Source organism: Niallia oryzisoli (assembly GCF_036670025.1).
GTDB lineage: Bacteria > Bacillota > Bacilli > Bacillales > Cytobacillaceae > Bacillus_BD > Bacillus_BD oryzisoli.
Genome location: NZ_CP137640.1, coordinates 5,788,903 through 5,809,346, shown reverse-complemented (window position 1 = coordinate 5,809,346; position 20,444 = coordinate 5,788,903). Strand labels below are relative to the sequence as shown.

The window sequence follows — 20,444 nt, the reverse complement described above, 5'->3', positions numbered from 1 at the left end:
TAAGTTGCAGTTTGTCTACTAAATGATTCAGTATTTTCTAACTTGGAAAGCCGGGACGGTTTGAGACCACTGAAAAAGTTCATTTAAATAAGGGATGAGGAATAGCTAGAAGTAATGAGTCTGTATCAATTATCGAAGGAAAGACTGATATCCCCAAAATAACTAAGCTCGGTATCAAAATCCTAATCATTCTGCTTCATCTATTTTCATTATAGGCGGCGGAACCACGCCAAAACCCGGTGAGAACTCACTCGTCCATCGATGTGTCTTGTTTCTCGATGAGATGGCAGAGTTCCTGAAGAAAACATTAGATATGTTTTATCTTGAAGAGGGGGAGATGTATATCTAAAATTATGTAAATTTACGAAATATTAATACTAGACAAATAGTTAATTAATATCGATCTACTAGTTTTATTAATAGAGAATGGTAATTAATCTCAAGGAGGCGTATTTATCATGACTCAACAAGGTCAAATCAAGGGTTTGAACCGCAGAAAGTTCTTAAAAGTAGGCGGAGTTAGTACTCTTGCGTTAACACTAGGAACAACGGACTTATTTTCGCTTGATTCTAGTGAAGTTTTTGCGGAGGAGACTGGAAAGATTGGTAAAGGTAAAGGTGTCGGCGCAAATGCTATAGTAGTTGGACACCGTGGTTCACCTTTATTAGCCCCAGAAGAAACACTTGCATCCTATAAAAAGGCAATGGAAGAAAAAGTAGAGGTATTAGAAGGAGATGTTCAGTTAACGAAAGATGGAGAGATGATCCTTTTGCACGATGATACCTTAATTCGTACAACCAATGTTAAAGAAATATTTCCAGACCGTTCTCCATGGAGACCAGGGGACCTTACTTTGGCTGAAATCAAGCAGCTTAATGCCGGATCTTGGTTTGACTCCCGTTTTGCTGGAGAGAAAATTCCAACCGTGCAAGAGGTGTTAGCGCTTCTTGATAAGAACACAGGGGTAACATTTGAACTTAAATCGCCACAAAACAGCCCTGGTGTTGCTACAAAACTCGCACAAGCATTAGTGGATGCTGGTCTTGCTGACGGAGGAACTTTGCATTCAGGTGCGTATCGAATGATGGTGCATTCTCGTGATGAAGCGGCTCTTAAAGAATTCCACCAAGTCGCTCCAAACGTTCAACTGTTGTTCCTCACTGGAGGAGATATGCTGGCAGATTCAGAACTTGACCGTCTTGCCAGTTGGACAGTAGGTGTCTTCTCACATCCACGGAAAACAAGTAAATCCGATATTGAACGTGCCCATGCCCGCGGCCTCAAAGTCTACTGTGACCCAGTCGATAGTCCGGAGCAAATCGAAATGGCTCTATGTCAAGGCTACGACTACTTAGTGACAAACCAACCAACTACTGCATTAAGAGTACGTTCCCAAAAAGATATAAATCTTCGCAAAAGCGGTGTCGTGATCGATCATGTTTTTCCAAACCCAAGTGGTGACGATATCCAGCCTGAAACAGGAGAGCATGTTACACTTCGCAACATCACCGATGAGACTATTAATGTAAGCAACCATTATTTACGCGACCAGGCCAGTAGCCTTTTACGAATTGGAGACGGGGTTGAAATCGAACCTGGCAGCTTACTTCGTGTGTATCCTGGCCCAGGAACGAACCGTCCTGGACATTATTACAATGGATTGGCTGCTGGATTCCTAAACAACACCAACGGAGATACCTTAACCTACTACAGTGAGGACCACACTATCCAAGATATCTTTTCTTATATTGTACCTTAAGTTCCATCACAGTGACGCCCCAAATTTTGTTGATATTTGTAGAATGGTAGAATTTATAAATTGTATTTTTTTACCTATATATGTTAGAGCAATAGTTTCCTAAACTGTTGGTCGGGGTTACCTTCTGAGATGTACATTTATTGGGTAGGTACACTGGTTTTGCGCCAACACGATCGTTTGTCAGAACCATCCAGGTGTTTCATTACATGAAATGGACCCGTCAGCGTTTCTTTGAAAAAAACTTTATTTCAAAAGCAATAATCAATAGACAAAATCTATATTTAACAATATTGTCAAATAAGTGTTTCGAAACAGTGAAATCTTTAGTTTAGATATTTTTAATTAAAGATAATGTAGTACAATCTAATTGTAAAGGAAATAAGATTAAGGGAGTGGAAATTATGGTTAAATGGTTAAGAGAAAGCAATGTTTCTGCTATCATTCTTGTATTACTTAGATTATATGTAGGTTCTACCTTTTTAATCCATGGATGGGAAAAGGTTAGCGGTGGTGGATTTGATGCTTCTGGTTTCCTTCAAGGTGCGATTAATAATCCAGTAGTAGAGGGCTGGTGGGCTTCTTTCCTAGAAGGTGTTGCACTTCCTAACATCAGTCTTTTTAATTTCCTCGTTCCATGGGGTGAAGTTTTAGTTGGTCTTGGATTAATCTTAGGATGTTTAACAACAGCAGCCGCCTTTTTTGGAGTAGTTATGAACTTTTCTTTCCTTTTTTCTGGAGTAGCAAATCCTAATGCCTTAATGGCGTTAATCATCGTATTCATTCTTGTAGCTGGTGCAAATGCAGGAAAATATGGATTAGACCGTTGGGTTCTACCTATTGTACGTCACATCATGAACAAGAAAGAGAATGATGTTGCAGTTCCTTCAAAAAGATAAATATATATAAAAGCCTTATTCCTTTCAAACAAAAGGACTAAGGCTTTTTGGTTTTGGTATCATTTAAAAGGTTACAAATTATCTTCTTAGCGAAGTTTCTTGATTTTTTGACATTCTTTCAGCAATCCAAGGTTTGATACTAGTCAAAATGGAAAACAGAAGGAAAAAGTTCATGGACCAGATAGAGATAAATGGACTGATGCCATCAAAGTCGATAGAGTGGTAGCCTGTTAACATTATGACAATATATGCCTCAATAAAAACGAGGAAAAATCCCCCGATACCAGCGACTGTCATACGAACCATTTTTATCCCCCCTTTTAATATAATATATATTAAGAATCATTATTTTTCTAGGAATTTACATTTTAGAACAATAAAAAGATGAAAATAGTAAAAAAGTCCAATTTAAGGCTTATCATTATCTGGCGTTTCGGCGTTTCATACTAGGTTGGATATACACCCAACCATTACCTGTAGAAATGTCATTAAAAGTACAATATACTAGAGAAAACTTAATAAATAGTTCAGCGGGCCTACTAGAAGAAGTGGCTCTTTTTCATATATTCATAGTCAAAATTAGTCAAAGTTGAAGGAGGATTGAAAGGTGATTTGTGAAAACTGTCGAACAACGCAGGCGAGTTTTAAGTTAAAAATATCATTTAATCAGAGTCAAAGTGAAATTAATTTGTGTGAAGAATGCTATGAAATCGCAATACAAAGATTAGAAAACGGTTCCATTGATTTTGATGACCAAATGTTTGATCAATTTGACACAGATGGCAGTCAGTCCGAGCAATATGTCAATGTTAACCAGCTAAAGTATCGTGAAACAGATGGCTTTCTTGATCAACATGGACGGAACTTGACGAATGAAGCAAGAGAAGGGCGAATTGATAGCGTGATCGGCAGGGATCAAGAAATTGAACGTGTCCTTCAGATACTAAACCGTCGTACAAAAAATAATCCGGTCTTAATTGGTGAAGCAGGTGTAGGGAAAACAGCGATTGTTGAAGGCCTTGCTCTTCAAATCGTTAGAGGCAAAGTACCTGCGAAGCTAAAAAGGAAAGAAGTGTATTTGCTAGACATAAGTTCACTTGTAGCAGGTACAGCTTACAGAGGACAATTTGAAGAAAAAATGAACCAACTTGTTACTGAATTACAACAACGTGAGAACGTCATTTTGTTCATTGATGAATTGCACATGATGGTTGGTGCTGGAGGTACCTCTAACGGTTCAATGGACGCAGGGAATATATTGAAACCAGCGTTAGCGCGTGGTGATATCCAAGTGGTTGGAGCAACAACGATGAAAGAGTATCGCATGATTGAAAAGGATCCAGCACTTGAGCGTCGCTTCCAATCGGTGATCGTTAAAGAGCCGTCTGTGAATGAAGCGATTGATATTCTAAAAGGAATTCGGCCAGCCTATGAAAAGTATCACGATGTGACATATTCAGATGATGTACTAAAAGCATGTGTTACACTATCAAAACGCTATATTCAAGATCGCTTCTTACCAGATAAGGCCATCGATTTAATGGATGAGGCCGGTGCCATGCTAAACCTTGCTCATGGAGGGCTAGATGTTAACTATTTAAAACAGCGCTTAAAAGATATTGCTGAAGAAAAACAACAAGCAGCGAAATTAGAACACTACGAAAAAGCTGCGATTCTTCGTGATGAAGAGAGAGAAATAAAAGAAATATTATCTGAATACTCAGAGGATATAACGAAGGATATTACCGTAGAAATGATCCAAGAGATTATTGAAAAGAGTACTGGAATCCCTGTACAAAAGCTGCAAAAAGAAGAACAACAAAAAATGAAAAACTTGAAAGAGAGACTCGCAAGTAAAATTATTGGTCAGGATAAAGCAATTGAAAAAGTATCCAATGCCATCTTAAGGGCAAGCGTAGGATTAAAACCTAAAACACGTCCAACAGCTTCATTCTTATTCTTAGGTCCAACGGGTACAGGTAAAACCGAGTTAACGAAAACTCTTGCAGCAGAATTATTCGGCAGTAAAGATGCGATGATTCGTTTAGATATGAGTGAATATATGGAAAAGCACTCTGTTTCAAAGCTCATTGGTTCACCTCCCGGCTATGTCGGACATGAGGAAGCAGGTCAGTTAACGGAACAGGTTCGTAGAAATCCTTATTCCATTATTCTGCTAGATGAAATCGAGAAAGCACACCCAGATGTAATGAATATGTTTCTTCAAATCATGGAAGATGGCAGGTTAACGGATAGCCAAGGAAGAGTCGTGAGCTTTACTGAAACGATTATTATCATGACTTCAAATGCTGGTGTTGGCAGCAAGAATTTAGGTCCAATTGGTTTTGGCAGCGAGGAACAGGAAGAAGTAGTAGAATCAAATATTATCGACAAAATTGGAAATTTCTTTAAGCCTGAATTCTTAAACCGTATCGATTCGATTATTGAGTTTAATCACCTACAAAAAGAGAACCTTGTGGAAATAATCGATATTATGATTGGAGAGCTTAAAGGAACATTAGAAGAACAAGGTATCTCGATTGAAATGGATAAGGAAGCAAAAGAAAAGATTGCTGAACTAGGTTATAGCAGCGTATTTGGTGCTCGACCACTTCGACGCGTTATCCAAGAACAAATTGAAGATAAAATCACTACTTTAATTATTAATAACGAAAACGTAACCGTGATCACTGTTTCAGTAGAAAATAATAAAATTAACGTAGCATAAGGGTAGATGATCTTCAGTTATCCTTTCAGCTTGTCGAGAACCCCCACTTTTCAAATGAGTGGGGGTTCTTTTTAAATGTGCAAAACAGTAAATCGCAATGCAAATAGGGTGCGAAATCGCAGTAATTTCCTCATCCTATTTTTTTATGTTTTGAGCAAATCGCATAGTAAATAACAACTTGCGAATCTGATAATTGAATTGCTTAAATAGATGCAAATTACCATGTTAAATTATGTATAAGAAAGGAGTCGTAAACAAATACTTCCCCTCGGTAATGAATCGGATTATCAGACAAAGTTATTTGATTTTGGCTCTCTGAATGTTGATTCCCTGTGTTTGAAAAATAAACGGAAAAATTCCGTTTAAATTGGGAAATACCTATATTTCCCTAAAAATAAAGTGAGTTTTTCCGTTTATATTATCCAAATCTTTGGATTTTGTCTTATTTAGTGCAGTTAATCGGAATATCTCCGCTTATATCTGCTTCTTAAGCCTCCACTACATACATTAGCCGGAAATTCTCTGCCTATGAATTCTCATACCTATTCCATCTTTCCTCCTAATATCCAGCAATGCCCTTGGGTGTATATCTATAGACCTGCATTAATGAGGATAAAACGTGCTTCCCAATGACAGACCAGTATAGATACAACCAAGTAATAGAAAATAGAAATTCTCCACTTAACATATAGTGAGTAAAACTACTTCTACAGGGTAGTATATGTTTGGGATGATGTGCTTCCATAATTAGCATATTCCCTATTAATTAACAAGGAAGTGAATATATGGATCAGGGTAACGAACGCAAGAACTTTGATGGAAATGCAGAAGAAAGTAGCAATAATCAAGCTGGCAGTATTGCTATCCAAGATGCCACTAACTATGGTGAAACAACTGGAACATTTAATGGAGCCGTTACAGGTGCTATGATAGGTGCTCCATTTGGAGTAATTGGTGCGGTTATAGGCGGTGTTTCAGGCGCTACTATTGGTAACCAGATGGGGGAGGGGGCTGAAGTAGATGACCATACAGCTTCCGAAAATCGTGATGTGAGCAATAATATTAACTCTATAAACAAGTAGTCATTTTCATAAGGGTTCAAATCAATTTAAACAAGGAGATGTAAATTTTCCGTAAACCTCAGATGTTGATGCGGGGACTTATTGACCTTCTTATCCTTCCCTAAAATTAAAACTTAGTTGAACCCCGTCTTAAAATCTTAAGAACGGGGTTCAACTTTAATACCAAATGACTCTGTTATTGATTCAAGAATTCAATGACTTGACCAGCAAATTCTTTTGTTTTTTCAATTTGTACCCAGTGTCCACATTTAGGGAATGTATGGAATTGTGCATTTGGTAAAGTTTTTGCAAGAACCCAGCTTGTTTGTTCAACAGGAATAACCTGATCTTCTCTACCGTGAATCAAAAGTGTTGGGAATTCAATTGCTTTTAATTCCTCTTCCGTTAATGCCATCGCATCAACATGTTGTTGTCTTGGTTCAGGGAACATGGAAGAGAATGCTTCATGAAATCCTTCTTGAATACTTGATTGATAACGCATTTGAACTAAGTCACCATTTTCAGCCATACTTTGATCATAAGCAAAAAGCTTTATGAGATTTTTCATATTTTCAGGACTTGGTGAATACCCCCATACTTTGTCCAATCCGTCAGCAATAGGATGATCTGTTCCCATACTTCCCATTAAAATTAATTTATTGACAAGGTCTGGGCGCTTTTTTGCCAAATGAAGGGCAATGGCTCCGCCAAAGGAATTACCAATAATCGATACCTTTTCTTTGATAATGGTTTCAATAAAATCAATCATATGGTCTGCCCACACATGGATTGAATATTTAATATCTTTAGGTCTGTCGGTATAACCAAATCCGACAACATCTGGTGCATATAAGTGATAGTGCTCTGAAAGAATAGGGAAAACTAATCGCCAGTTTGCCCACGCTGAAACCCCTGGGCCAGAACCATGAATAAGAAGAACTGGTTCACCTTTTCCATCCTCATGATAGTGCGTATTAATTCCTTTTACATCACCAAATTTTCCATCTTCAACCATTTAATTTTCCTCCTTTTTAAATAAGTTTCGTATGACTCATATTATTGTGACCATTTTTTCTGAGGCTATTAGGGGTATTATCAGGAAAGAAAGTAAATACTATTTTATGAATATCCCACCGCTTCAAAAGGAAACAAAAAGGGGATGATTTCGTGTTTATTGTAACTAAAGCAGCAAAATCAGAACTACAAAGTAGGATGAAATTACTTAAAATAATTAAGTCAAACTTCGCGGCAAAATAGTTGAGCCTGATTTCTTAAAGGAAATGGGCTCGATTTTCGTTTAACGTATGTCAAAAATTTTTTTGAAATTTCAATTTCAGGTATTAATTAACTAAGATTTTTAAATGAGAATAGATCCAAAAATCTTTGTGTAATGAATAAATCATTTTAGACAGTAAACACTTCGAAATAGTTAGTTTAAGAAAGTCTTGAAAAAGTTCTAGGAGGGAAATTGATGACAAACTATATTCGTGAAGACGAAGAAAAACTATCATTCAAGGTCAATCGCCAAGCTTTTGTTGATCCCAAAATTTTAGAATTAGAAAGAGAAGCTATTTTTAGTAAATGTTGGCTGTATATCGGACATGAATCAGAATTGCTTAATAAGGGTGATTACCACAGAAGAAAAGTCGGTGGGAGAAATTTAATATTGACTCGCAGCCAAGATGGAGAAATAAGAGCTTTTTATAACAGCTGTCCCCATCGTGGAGCATTAGTTACTCGTGAAAAATGTGGAAACTCAAAAGTATTCCGCTGCTTCTATCATGCTTGGAGTTTTAATAACCAAGGTGAATTAGTTGGTATGCCCGATAAGGCTGGTTTTCCAGAAGATCATAACTGTGATGGTTCTAAAAACCTTGTAACAGTAGAACGCCTTGAAAACTATCGTGGATTCATTTTTGTTAACTATGATAAGAATGCGGTTTCTTTAGAAGAGTATTTAGGAAATGCTAAAGAATATCTTGATCTTGTTGCGGATCAAGCATTTGCAGCAGAAGATCCAGAATTAGGGATGGAAGTTTTAAAAGATCCTCAAGAATACAGCGTGCGCGCAAACTGGAAACTTTTGGGTGAAAACAGTGTTGACTTATATCATGGAATACCAACACATAAGACATACTTTGAAATCGTTGCCACTCGTGGTGGAACAATGGAAAAAGATACTCTTGTCGGTGAAGGGAAAGATCTAGGTAATGGCCATGCTGTTATGGAATATTATTCGGCTTGGCCAAGACCAGTAGGAAAATGGATCGAAGGTTATGGAGAAGAAGCTAAAGGAATCATCGAAGGAAACATTGCAAGATTAGAGGAGAAGTTTGGCAAAGAAAGAGCACATCGAATCGCTAAAAAGAATCGTAATATTTGGATCTTCCCGAACCTCATTATTAACGATATTATGGCGATTACAATCAGAACTTTCTATCCAATCGAACCAGGTTACATTGAAGTTTCTGGTTACGCCTTAGCACCTAAAGCTGAGAATGAAAATTTCAGACAAGTTCGTAATGACAGCTTTTTAGAATTCTTAGGACCAGGGGGCTTTGCAACTCCAGATGATAACGAAGCACTTGAACTTTGCCAAGAAGGTTTTTTAAATGCTAAAGGTGCAGGCTGGAATGATATTTCTAAAGGTATGAATCGTGATGTACCTCAAGCGACAGATGAAGCACAAATGCGTGCATTCTGGCGTAGATGGAATGAACTTATTACAGCACAAGAAGTTAAAGTAGAAACTAAATAAGAGGTTGGGGGCAAGCATGAATATAACACGTCAAGAAATTGAAGAATTTTTATACCATGAAGCAGAGCTTCTTGATAACTGGAAAATGGAAGAATGGGCAGCGTTATTTTCAGCTGATGGAACCTATCAAATTCCGCCAATTGGAAACCCTAATGCTGATTTTAAAACGTCATTATTCTTAGCTCATGATGATCGCGCACGTTTAGAACAAAGAGCATTACGTTTGTTGAAAAAAGAAGCACATGTTGAGTTTCCACATTCAAAAACTCTTCATAATGTTAGCAATGTAAGAATTGTTAGTAATGAAGGGGATGTTGTATCGGTAAAATGTAACTTTTCAACTTATCGTGCAAAACGCGATTTCCTTGATGTTTATGTGGGTGTTAACGACTATCTCTTGGTGAAAGAAGACGAAGAATTAAAAATTAAATCGAAAACAGTGATTCTTTCATTAGAAGCTTTACGTCCACAAGGAAAAATCAGTATCATTCTTTAAAATGATTTATAGTTTTTCCATAGAAATAGATTACTTCCTGTTCATGAATCGAATAGGGAGCAATCTATTTCTCCATTTAAAAGGCTCTTGTTTAACCGGGCCTTTTCATTCTTTTAATGAAAAAAACTAATAATAAATAGCATGATGCTTCTCATCTTAATGGAGCATCAAGTCTAGTTTTGAATAGAGTAATGGAAAGGGAGTAGATGACCATGGATAAAGCAGTAAAGAAAATCGATTTTCATACGCATATCCTTCCAGAAGAACTGCCTGATTTCGGGAAACAGTATGGAGGTGAACGCTGGCCAAGTATCGTAAGAGTGGACGAAAATACCGCTCATATTATGGTACAGGGGAAAGTTTTTAGAATAATCAGTAGTGAAACATGGGATCCGGCAAAAAAAATAGAAAGAATGAATCTCGACGGAATTGATATGCAGGTTTTGTCACCGATTCCCATTGGTCTTTGTTATTGGGCTCCAGCCGAAGGAGCAGCGGCAATAGCTCGTTTGCAAAATGAGTATATAGGAGATTTGGTAAAGAAGCATCCAGATCGTTTTATCGGATTAGGGACAGTCCCTCTCCAAGATGTAGAGGCTGCGATCAAGGAAATGGATTATTGTATACATACGATCGGACTTAAGGGGATTGAACTAGGAACAAATGTTAACGGTTTAGGGTTAGATGATCCTTCTTTTGCTCCTTTCTTTGAGAAGGCCGAGAATTGGAATGTCCCGCTCTTTTTCCATCCTTACGACATGGTTGGAAAAGAGCGGACAGCTCAATCGGGTCTCACCTATACCGTAGCGATGCCAATAGAATTGGCCTTGGCAGCAGCTAATTTCGTCATGAACGGGATGTTTGAAAGGTTTCCGAAGCTGAAAATCTGCTTAGCTCATGGAGGGGGAGCCTTTCCTTTTATCCTTCCACGGATGGAGCAGGGTTGGCATGTTTTCCCTGAATCGAGAAAAACACCTCATCCTCCTAGTCATTATGCAAAGTATTTCTATTACGATGTACTCGTTTATGATCCGATAAATGTGGAATACCTGACCCGTCTGTTCGGTCACGAGCGTCTGTTTATGGGAACCGACTATCCTTTCGCGATTCAAGAATCTCCTCCAGGGAAATCTGTGTTGGAAACCAATTATTTAACTCGGGAACAAAGAGAGGCCATCATGGGCGGGAATGCGTTGAGGTTTCTGCAAAATACTTAAATAAGTAAAGGTTCAAAAGCTACATGCTTTTGAACCTTTGTGCGCTTGGCAGCGCATCGCTCTAATGGGTGAAAGTCCCTAACGTGCCGTTGTGGCGGAAATGTATAGCTGACAGGTAGTGCGAGTGTCGTGAGATTTCGTGCGGAGGACTTGAAGGCAAAACTCGGAACAGGTGGCTGTAACCATGTTGGCTGGTAAGATGGGATAACCTTGCAAAGGATGGGGAAGTCCAATACCACTCTGTATCTTATTAGTTATGAGGACTGGTTTCGAGTGAAAGGCGATGACGTGACCCAAGGAGATCTTATCTTCTCCACAAATTGGTGGTAACCCTTTTTCAAAGCCGCGATGGACGAGAAATTGACTATGGAAGGTGAGAAGTCAGAGCAGGGGATAGTAGTGAATAAACTTGTCGGAAATGCCACAAAGATAAGTGACTCATCACAATGTTGGTAAGACAGACGTTGACCCAAAAGGCAATGAACTGATGCGAAGCCCGTCTGCCCATGTAAGAAAAGCATTACGAACCTATTTACTTGTCATGTACTAAACAGAAGTCGATGAGGTAGATAGCCTAAGAATCGAGACCGAAAGAAAGTAGGTTGTTTAGGGCGTAGTACTAATATCAAATATCGACCATTGGGCTACCTATTCAGTCGATATTGTATTGGGAAAGGAAACGAATACATGAATGAATCAATAGGAAAACGAAGCTTACGTGTAGTTGAGAGTTCTAAAAAGAAACGCAAATGGTACAGTCTAATTGATAAAATCTGGAACTATCAAAACTTGGAAGAAGCCTTCAATGATGTGAAGAAAAACCGAGGCTCGCATGGTGTGGATAAAGTAACAATTAAAGATTATGAAATAAAATTGGAACACAACTTAAGAGTGCTCCAAGAATCTTTGCGTACTAAAACATACCGGGCAAAACCTGTCAGAAGAGTGTATATTCCAAAAGCTGATGGTTCTAAACGTCCATTAGGAATACCAACAGTTGAAGACCGAATTCTTCAAGCAGCAACGAAGAAAATACTTGAACCTATCTTTGAACAGAAGTTTCTAGACTGTAGTTATGGATTTCGTCCTAACCGTAGTGCACATATGGCTATTGACAAAATCCGTAAGGATTTGATGGAAGGTTATATGTATGTAATTGACGCCGACATTAAGACGTACTTTGATGCAATCCCCCACGATAAACTTATTAACTTAATTAAAGAAGAAGTAGTGGATAGCAGTGTTTTAGCTTTAATTGTACAGTTCTTAAAATCGGGAATCCTTGAAAACGGTGTTTTCTACGAAAACGATAACGGGAGCCCTCAAGGCGGCGTAATTAGTCCGCTACTAGCAAATATCTATCTACACCCACTTGATGAAATGATGACTAAAAGAGGTCACCGCATTACAAGGTATGCAGATGACTGTGTGCCACGAAAGCAAGGAAAGTGTGCCTAACGGCACCCCCAATAAGCTATGCTGCACTTGAGATGAGAGTAGGCCTCTCGCAATCGCTATACAGGTAGAGATTGCAAACCACCCTAAGGTGCTGTAGTCAAAAGCTATGGTATTGAGCGTTAGGGAAAAGGCAGAGCAAGACTCTGTCAGGTACGTATTAAGGAGACGAAAACCACTGAACCGCTGAAGAAGTATCGAAAGCGTAAGGATGTCATCAAAACTGAGGGGGAGTCGTTAACTCAGGATAAGTTCGGAGGAAACCTGTTTACTGTCCGTTCGGTGACCGGTATAAAGGCGGCGTGAACTTAATATAGGCTTGGGTGTGGAACGTGGGAACCTACGACATGGATGCTAAGGGAGAGATTTCAAGTGGGATCCCCACAAGAATCAGAGTACCAATGCCATGTATAGGGGCGGAATAACTCGTAGTAGCTATGAAACCTTCTAACGGAGATGGAGCAAAGGGGTTATGTTATTCAGTTTTATTAACAGGTCAACCATTAAATTGGGAGGAACTTATGAATAAGACAAAGCCGTACAATATATCCAAAAAGGCAGTTTATGAAGCCTTTCTTAGAGTTAAAGCAAACAAGGGGTCAGCTGGAATTGATCATGAGTCAATAGAGGAATTTGAAGTGAACCTAAAGGATAATCTCTACAAACTGTGGAACAGAATGTCCTCAGGTAGTTACTTTCCACCAGCAGTTAAAGCTGTAGAGATTCCAAAGAAAGCTGGTGGCACTAGGACATTAGGAATTCCAACTGTTACAGATAGAATTGCACAAATGGTTGTGAAACTGTATTTTGAACCCTCAGTGGAACCTTTCTTTCATGAGGACTCTTATGGTTATAGACCAAATAAAAGTCCCATCCAAGCATTGGAAATAACTCGTAAAAGATGTTGGAGATACAATTGGGTTCTGGAATTTGATATTAAGGGCTTATTCGACAACATTGATCATGGGTTATTAATGAAAGCAGTGGAAAAACACACAAGTATTAAATGGGTGAAGCTATACATTGAAAGATGGCTAAAGGCACCTTTTCAAACAAAAGAAGGAGTAAAAGAACGTACTTCTGACACACCGCAAGGCGGAGTCATAAGTCCAGTTCTTGCGAACCTATTTCTACACTACACATTTGATAAATGGATGACAATTAACCATCCTAATAATCCATTTGCGAGATATGCAGATGATGCTGTCATTCACTGCAAGTCAGAAGCTGAGGCAATAAGACTGCTTGAATCATTAAGCATTAGGATGAACGAATGTAAACTTGAACTACATCCAACTAAAACAAGAATTGTATATTGTAAAGATGCAGTTAGGAAAGAATATCACGAAAATATTTCGTTTGATTTTCTAGGATATACGTTCAGGCCAAGACGTTCTAAGAATAGATGGGGAAAGCATTTTATTAACTTTACACCAGCAATTAGTAACAAATCTAAGAAATCAATTCGGCAAAAAGTAAGGGATTGGAAGCTACAGTTAAAAGCTGATAAGGACCTTACTGACCTATCAAATATGTTTAACTCAAAGATAATAGGCTGGATAAATTTCTATGGGAAATTCTACAAATCAGAAATGTACCCAACATTAAGGCACATCAACAAAGCCTTAATAATGTGGGCAAGAAAGAAATACAAAAGGTTAGCTCGTCACAAGAAAAGAGCAGAACATTTCTTAGGTAGAATTGCAAATCAGAATCCCAAGTTATTTAAACATTGGGAAATAGGTATTAAACCTACGGCTGAATAATGGGAGCCGGATGAGCTGAGAGGTTCACGTCCGGTTCTGAGAGGGGCTACTGGGGAGGTTCCAGTGGTCTACTTGCCTCGTCATCTGTTGCAAATCAAGAAAGGGTGCTGAAAGGGTTTTGAGAACGGTAGTTAAGCTATTAGAAGAAGGGTTGGGTTTAAAAGTCCATCCTGATAAAACCAAGATTGTAGATAATCTTGTAGAACCGATTATTTTTCTAGGATATGTTTTCAAGCAAGGATACTATCATTCACCATCAGACAAGGCAGTAAAGAAATTCAAGAAACGTATCAAAGATGTAACGAAAAGAAATCAAACATTAAATCTGGAAGAATTCGTTAAGCATCGGTTGAATCCCATCATCAGAGGATGGGGTAGATACTTTGGTATTGGATTTTCAAAGAAACTGTTTCAACAACTGGATTCATGGATTCGAAGAAGGCTTCGGATGATTCAACTAAGAAGTTGGAGGAAAATAAGAAAGCTCCACAGGGAGCTTCGAAAAAGGAAGTGGGAGGGCGAACTTCCTCATCTCTCAATGACTAAATGGAGAAGTTCGTTGACCCAACATGTACATTTTGCGATTCCTAATGAAAGGTTTCGTGATATAAAACTTGTTTTTCTTCTGGATATTTATAATGAACTACATCCCCAGCGGGGATAAGCATGGAGGAGCCGTATGCGATGACCCGCACGTACGGATCTGTGAGAGGCGCATGATATTTTCATGCGCCTACTCTATTTGATGTCCATAGGGGTAACGACTAGTTACGAACTTTTTTACTACTATTTATTGATTGTTTTTTAATCCTCACTAATCAACTTACCATATTTTCCAAAACCAGGCTCCGGAGTTCCTCCCCATTCGTCGATGGTCTCTGGAGTTGGCTCTAATTCACGTGGTTCCCTTGCCCCTTCTTCAGGGAATTCCTCCATTCCTTGGCTATATTCAAGCGTTATGCCATCAGGGTCAGCAAAGTAAAGGAAAACACTGCTAGATGGACGATGTCTTCCTGGTCCGAAAAGGATTGGGACATTTGCATTTTTTAATTTATTGACTTGAATACCAATATCATCCACTCTTTCAGCCTGGTAAGCAAGATGATTCAATTTATTTTCTGATCCTTTCGTAATCGCCATGTCATGGTGATATGGTGAAGGGAACGCTCTTAACCATGCCCATGCACCTTTTTCATCTGATGAGGTATCTGATACTCTGAAGTTTAATGTATTAGTAAAGAAATCTAACATCTCATCAAATTTATTTGTTTCGTATACGACATGTAAAAATCTTGTGATTTTTGCCTTTTTAGGAGTAAATGGTGAATCCATTTGTTTCATATCAACATAGTATTCATAGGTTACTCCCATATGTGGATCTTTAAATCGCAATGTTCTGCCTTGATTCAAACTTTGTGTTTCTTCTGCACTAGATTCTATCGGATTTAAGCCCTGTTCTGTTAAATAGTTGAAAACCCCTTGAAATTGATCATTCTTTTCAAGTTCATAGGCCACTCTTTTCAAACCTGCTTCTGCTGCTTGTTCAAGTATCAAATTATGATGGTCATTACTACATCTTAAGAATGCAATAGTATTTTTACGTTCAACTACCTCCAGTCCAACAATATTCTCATAAAAATCAACGGATTTATCAAGATTTGTTACATTTAATACAACGTAACCTAATTTTTTATGGCGAATCATTAATAATATCCTCCTTTAGAATAAATACACACCTATTTTGCCGAATCAGGATGACCTTCATTCGGTAAAAACACAATATGTAAGCCTACCCACGTGCATATAAAAACAAGACTGCTGAAGGTTCAAAATAAGCTCTTTTGCCTATTCATTTATTCACTTACTATTTAGGGTGTCCAAAGGAACTCAAAAATGTAATGTATTTTTTAGGAATTCGGACCTGGTCACTGTGACTCCCCGAAAAATCTTGTTACACAAAATATTTCACGTTCTTTTTATAATTAAAGTGAATTTGAGACTAAACTAACAGAAGATGAAATAATAGGTCATAATATCTACTAAAAATAGAAAACAGTTAGATATGAAGGAATTATAGGACCAAAGATTAATTGACGATGATAATCATTATCATTTAATATAGTAATCAGAAAATACAAATGATAAAGATTATCATTATCATCGTTGTAAAAATATGTAATATACAGATAGGGAGAGATGAAATGGGTGTTATACATACTGAAAATGGGAGAATGGCACAAAATGAGTTTTTGGATGAGGAAGAAGCAAAAACGTTAGCCTACATCAAAAATGAACACCCTGAATTGGAAGCGGATTACCTTCTGAATCGTCAGGCAGGGAGAAGGGGGATTTTTCAACGTCTCATTCAGGCACTTATCCGAGAAAGGATTATCAACGAAGAGAGTGTTGCGTGGCTGGAAGGAGTAAGTACCACGATTTGCGTCAAGCTACCCAGTGGGAAAGAACTGAAGGCTAACGTCAAAAAGAGACACTCGCTTGGACGATTTGATATTGAAGGAGATATAGAAATTTGTACCGCTGATACCACTTCTATTTTGTTTCATCCTGTAGAACTTCTAGAGTTAATCAGGCAGGAAGGATTGATAGAGGAGGCCGCGGAAAAGCAGTTTCAACGATTTAAACTAGAAATCCAAAATGGGGTGGCTAATCTAGCTTTAGCGTTGACAGGTGCAGCTAGGAGAAAAGAGGAGTTAATCACTAAGGCAAAATTAGATCAAATAGAGACCTCTTTAGAATGGGTAGTTAAAAAAAGAAAGGACAATGAGCATTTTAGTCCTCTAGTCTTTTATGAACAATGGGTCGTTGATGGCCATCCGCTGCACCCCGGAGCGAAGACAAAGTTTGGAATTGATACGGGGGAAGTGATTCAGTATTCTCCAGAATGGGGAGCAGCACCACAAGTGGCTCTTGCAGCCGTCTCTAAAGACTATTGCCAAACGATTTCAATTGATGCCCAAACGATCACAACTTTGTTGTACCAAGAGTATGACGGCTTACAATCAGCCATAGAGAAACACTTACACGAAAAAGGGCTTCAAGCTGAAGAGTATGAACTGATTCCTGTTCATCCTTGGCAGTTTGATCATACGTTAAATACCCTGTACAAGAAGGAGATCGAACAAAAGAAAGTCATATTGATTTCGGACTTTCGTATTCCAACACAGTCATTGGTTTCATTTCGTTCGTTAGCTCCTATTCAAAGCAAAGGTCAGAAAAAGCATCATATTAAAACAGCGGTCAATGTACAGACCACCAGTGCGATACGGACTGTGTCACCTAACTCAGTGGAGAATGGGCCCATTCTTTCGAAGATACTAAGTGACATTCAAGAGAAAGAAAATCATTTTGGCGGAAGTTTTGTTGTGCTTCAAGAACGAGCAGGCAGTTATTTTCAGCCACTGTGTCAAGATATGACGGAGGATGAGCGTTGGACACTACAAGCGAACTTGGCCTCTATTTTACGAGAGAACCCAGAGAATCATGTGAAAAATGAAGGAGAAATCCCAATGGCGGCTGCTTCGCTTTTAGCGGAATCACCGATTAGTGGGAAGGCGATTGCCATTGAACTGATAGAAGAATTAGCAAAAAGTCTTCATGTTTCAGATTTAAGAGAGGCGGCCTCTTTATTTATCTATAAATATGCGCGAATGTCCTTGCCTGGATTTTTAACTTTAATGGTACGGTATGGAATTAGTTTAGAGGGCCATATGCAAAATAGCGTTTCGGTATTTCGTCATGGAGAGCCTGTACGTATTCTTTTAAGAGATTTCGGAGGAATACGGATTTTACCACGGCGACTAAAAAAGGAAGGATTTCAAGCAGAATTTTACCCCGGTTCCTCTATTGTAACGGAAAAGGTAGAACAACTGCGAAATATTATTTCGTATTCTGTCATGCAAAACCATTTTGCTGAATTGATTACATGCATCGTTCGAAATCTAGGAATCGATGAGAAGAAGCTTTGGAAGGAGGTTGTTACAGTGTGTAAAAACGTTTTTACAGAACTAAAGAAGGATCCCGCTATAGCCAAACAGGCTGCAGCAGATGAACAAGCCTTATTTCAGCCTTTGATCGAATTAAAGGCTCTGACAACGATGAGACTTCGGGGAGATGTGACCGTTTATCCGTATGCAAAAGTTCCAAATCCGATGGCGGTATGGGAAGGAGAGATTCTGTAATGAGTACAGGCACAACACAACTTCTTAAAAAAGAACAAAGTCCATTTAATCAGGGAGGGTTGTTTAACGACGAAGTGAAGGTTCTGAATTTTCTTAAGAGTAACGAACCTCAATTGGTTTCTCCCTATCTGTCATCTCTAGAAAAAGGACGGCAAGGAATTTTACGCCGTCTTGCTGGTTCCATGCTGCGGGAAGATATTATGGGACTTACTTCGAATTCGCATGATTTATATGTGATTGGTTCTATCCATGCCCTGAATGTTCCGGCTATTGATGAATACTGGCAAACGATGATTGGTGTCCTTCATAATTACGAATTAAAAAGTGGAAAGGTGTATAAGCTGTATCCACTTTCAAAGAGGGAATGTCTAGTCATTCCTGTAAGCCGAACCTATGCCTTTAATCGTGTCGAAATCGATGGGGTTATTTTACATATTTCTCAAGCGGGAGTAAAAACGATTGAACACGCTGCTGAGTTTCTTGCACTCATGCGCTGCAAAGAAGAAGCTGACAACGAGCAAAGTTCTTGGTCGAAGCTGGCTCAGGAGGTAATAAACGGCAGTGCTAATTTGGCGCTTTCCTATGCCTATTGGGACCTGAAGAAAAAAGAGCTTCAGCAGCAAGCAAAAGAACAGGGGATTTCAACGACGATTGATTGGGTCTTATTAAAAAAGAAACAAAATCGTGAGTTTGATTCAAGTTTATTTTTTGAACAGCTATCCATCGAAGGACATAATCTTCACCCGGGTACCAAAACAAAAATAGGAATGGAAGCAGAGGCTGTATTCCGTTATGCGCCGGAATTTGATGGGGTAACGGATATTAAGTTTGTTGGAATACGGAAGGATTATGCGGAGTGGGGTGTAATAGAGGAAAAGCAGCAGGATGCAAATGTTTTTCTTTTTAAAGAATATCCCCGTTTACCAGAGGCTGCTGAGCAAGAGTTTTCAGAATATGGACTTACGATAAACGATTATGTATTTGTCCCAGTGCATTCTTGGCAGCTGGAAAAGGCGATTCCAGAGATCTATCAACAAGAAATCCAGGAACAGGTTGTTGTACCTGTACGCGGTTTTGTGGTGCCAAGCGGGGCAACCTCTTCGTTTCGAACAGTGGTACCACTTATGAATGGAGAGAAACCAAAATATGCCATCAAAGTAGCGGTCAACAGTCAGATGACTTCCACTGTCCGCTCTATATCTGCAAATACGACAAACAACGCTGCCGTTTTTACTCGGCTCATTCGTTCCGTCATGCAGCAGGAACAAGACCTGGCTGAAACGTTTGTACCTGTGTGTGAGTGTGCAGGATATAATTTTAAAATGAAAGAAACAGAGAAATGTTTCGAAAATGATCCGTTAAAAAGCAGAAATCTATCGGCTGTGATACGTGAAAATGTAGAAACATTTACAGTGTTGGATGAAGTTGCAATTGTTGGAAGCTCGCTTTTTGCCGAATCACCTATAACGGAAAAGCCGATCCTGATCGAATTAATGGAAAGCTACGCTAAAAAAAGGAAGGAAACATCCTTACGCAAGGCAGCCTTTCAGTTTTTCTCAGAATATGTTTCGATTGCCCTTCCAGGCTTTCTTACCCTTATGGTAAAGTACGGAATTGGTTTAGAAGGTCACCTGCAAAACAGTGTAATGGTATTTAAAGAGGGGCGTCCTGTTCGTATGCTGTTTCGCGATTGGGGAGGAGCTAGAATATATCGAAACAGGCTCCAGCAGCATCAAGTTCAAGTGCAGTTCTACCCTGGCTCCGTTACTGTGACGGAGCATCTAAAGGAAATGCATAATAAGGTATTTTATACAGTCTTTCAGAATCACTGCGGTGAGCTTGTTCTGCAGGTATGCAAACACATTGGATTAGGGGAAGGCGAGTTGTGGCAGGAGATTTACCGGATTTGTGAAAAAGTCTTTGGTCAGCTAGAGTCTTTACCGCAATATGCAGAAAGTGTTCGAATGGACAGGAAAGCATTGTATCAAGCTGAAGTCGATCACAAGGCACTGACTAAAATGCGTTTAGAGCCTGAAGGGAAAGACTACTCCTACGCCGCCGTCCCTAATCCGCTTTATGAATTTAACCGGAAGGAAGATTAAGGATTC

15 protein-coding genes and 1 pseudogene are annotated in these 20,444 nt (G+C 38.9%); 13 read left to right on the top strand and 3 right to left on the bottom strand.

Features of this window, described 5'->3' with window-relative positions; genetic code table 11:
* Window positions 1-172: 172 nt before the first annotated feature.
* The 3 genes and pseudogenes from R4Z09_RS28800 to R4Z09_RS28790 form a co-directional block, all read left to right on the top strand.
* Window positions 173-346, top strand: a pseudogene (locus R4Z09_RS28800) (ATP-binding protein); the annotation flags it as partial.
* Between the two features lie 112 nt (window positions 347-458).
* Window positions 459-1,760: a glycerophosphodiester phosphodiesterase family protein gene (locus R4Z09_RS28795; protein WP_338450087.1), complete on the top strand. Its 1,302-nt coding sequence runs from the start codon at window positions 459-461 to the stop codon at window positions 1,758-1,760.
* A gap of 398 nt (window positions 1,761-2,158) precedes the next feature.
* Window positions 2,159-2,656: a DoxX family protein gene (locus R4Z09_RS28790; protein ID WP_338453384.1), complete on the top strand. Its 498-nt coding sequence runs from the start codon at window positions 2,159-2,161 to the stop codon at window positions 2,654-2,656.
* A gap of 78 nt (window positions 2,657-2,734) precedes the next feature.
* On the opposite strand, the gene R4Z09_RS28785 is transcribed toward R4Z09_RS28790, so the two are convergent.
* Complete coding sequence (locus R4Z09_RS28785; protein ID WP_338450086.1) at window positions 2,735-2,962, bottom strand: hypothetical protein; 228 nt, start codon at window positions 2,960-2,962, stop codon at window positions 2,735-2,737.
* A gap of 301 nt (window positions 2,963-3,263) precedes the next feature.
* Between R4Z09_RS28785 and R4Z09_RS28780 the strand changes: the two genes are divergently transcribed.
* Both R4Z09_RS28780 and R4Z09_RS28775 read left to right on the top strand, forming a co-directional pair.
* Window positions 3,264-5,384 (top strand): ATP-dependent Clp protease ATP-binding subunit, encoded by a 2,121-nt coding sequence (locus R4Z09_RS28780; RefSeq protein WP_338450085.1) that lies wholly within the window; start codon window positions 3,264-3,266, stop codon window positions 5,382-5,384.
* 785 nt (window positions 5,385-6,169) lie between these two features.
* Entirely contained in the window at window positions 6,170-6,466 is a 297-nt protein-coding gene (locus R4Z09_RS28775) for a hypothetical protein (protein ID WP_338450084.1), read from the top strand.
* Between the two features lie 175 nt (window positions 6,467-6,641).
* Here the strand turns inward: R4Z09_RS28775 and R4Z09_RS28770 are convergent, their stop codons facing one another.
* Window positions 6,642-7,460 (bottom strand): alpha/beta hydrolase, encoded by an 819-nt coding sequence (locus tag R4Z09_RS28770; protein WP_338450083.1) that lies wholly within the window; start codon window positions 7,458-7,460, stop codon window positions 6,642-6,644.
* A gap of 456 nt (window positions 7,461-7,916) precedes the next feature.
* Between R4Z09_RS28770 and R4Z09_RS28765 the strand changes: the two genes are divergently transcribed.
* The 6 genes from R4Z09_RS28765 to R4Z09_RS28740 all read left to right on the top strand — a co-directional run bounded on the left by R4Z09_RS28765 (window position 7,917) and on the right by R4Z09_RS28740 (window position 14,801).
* Window positions 7,917-9,203 (top strand): aromatic ring-hydroxylating dioxygenase subunit alpha, encoded by a 1,287-nt coding sequence (locus tag R4Z09_RS28765; protein ID WP_338450082.1) that lies wholly within the window; start codon window positions 7,917-7,919, stop codon window positions 9,201-9,203.
* Window positions 9,204-9,219: 16 nt separating this feature from the next.
* Entirely contained in the window at window positions 9,220-9,699 is a 480-nt protein-coding gene (locus tag R4Z09_RS28760; protein ID WP_338450081.1) for an aromatic-ring-hydroxylating dioxygenase subunit beta, read from the top strand.
* A gap of 212 nt (window positions 9,700-9,911) precedes the next feature.
* Complete coding sequence (locus R4Z09_RS28755) at window positions 9,912-10,916, top strand: amidohydrolase family protein (RefSeq protein ID WP_338450080.1); 1,005 nt, start codon at window positions 9,912-9,914, stop codon at window positions 10,914-10,916.
* Window positions 10,917-11,603: 687 nt separating this feature from the next.
* The gene (gene ltrA / locus R4Z09_RS28750; RefSeq protein ID WP_338450079.1) at window positions 11,604-12,374 is read left to right on the top strand and encodes a group II intron reverse transcriptase/maturase; all 771 of its coding nucleotides are present in this window, start codon (window positions 11,604-11,606) and stop codon (window positions 12,372-12,374) included.
* 518 nt (window positions 12,375-12,892) lie between these two features.
* The gene (gene ltrA / locus R4Z09_RS28745; RefSeq protein ID WP_338450078.1) at window positions 12,893-14,137 is read left to right on the top strand and encodes a group II intron reverse transcriptase/maturase; all 1,245 of its coding nucleotides are present in this window, start codon (window positions 12,893-12,895) and stop codon (window positions 14,135-14,137) included.
* A gap of 118 nt (window positions 14,138-14,255) precedes the next feature.
* Window positions 14,256-14,801: a group II intron maturase-specific domain-containing protein gene (locus R4Z09_RS28740; protein ID WP_338450077.1), complete on the top strand. Its 546-nt coding sequence runs from the start codon at window positions 14,256-14,258 to the stop codon at window positions 14,799-14,801.
* A 140-nt stretch (window positions 14,802-14,941) separates the two neighbouring features.
* On the opposite strand, the gene R4Z09_RS28735 is transcribed toward R4Z09_RS28740, so the two are convergent.
* On the bottom strand, window positions 14,942-15,841 hold the full coding sequence (locus R4Z09_RS28735; protein ID WP_338450076.1) for a VOC family protein: 900 nt from the start codon (window positions 15,839-15,841) through the stop codon (window positions 14,942-14,944).
* A 497-nt stretch (window positions 15,842-16,338) separates the two neighbouring features.
* Here R4Z09_RS28735 and R4Z09_RS28730 point away from each other — a divergent pair, with 497 nt between their 5' ends.
* Together R4Z09_RS28730 and R4Z09_RS28725 are read left to right on the top strand one after the other, a co-directional pair.
* Window positions 16,339-18,336, top strand: coding sequence for an IucA/IucC family protein (locus tag R4Z09_RS28730; RefSeq protein WP_338450075.1), 1,998 nt, complete (start codon window positions 16,339-16,341; stop codon window positions 18,334-18,336).
* A complete protein-coding gene (locus R4Z09_RS28725; protein ID WP_338450074.1) occupies window positions 18,336-20,438 on the top strand; it encodes an IucA/IucC family protein in 2,103 nt (700 codons plus the stop codon). The genes R4Z09_RS28730 and R4Z09_RS28725 overlap by 1 nt, the downstream gene beginning before the upstream one ends.
* Window positions 20,439-20,444 lie beyond the last annotated feature (6 nt).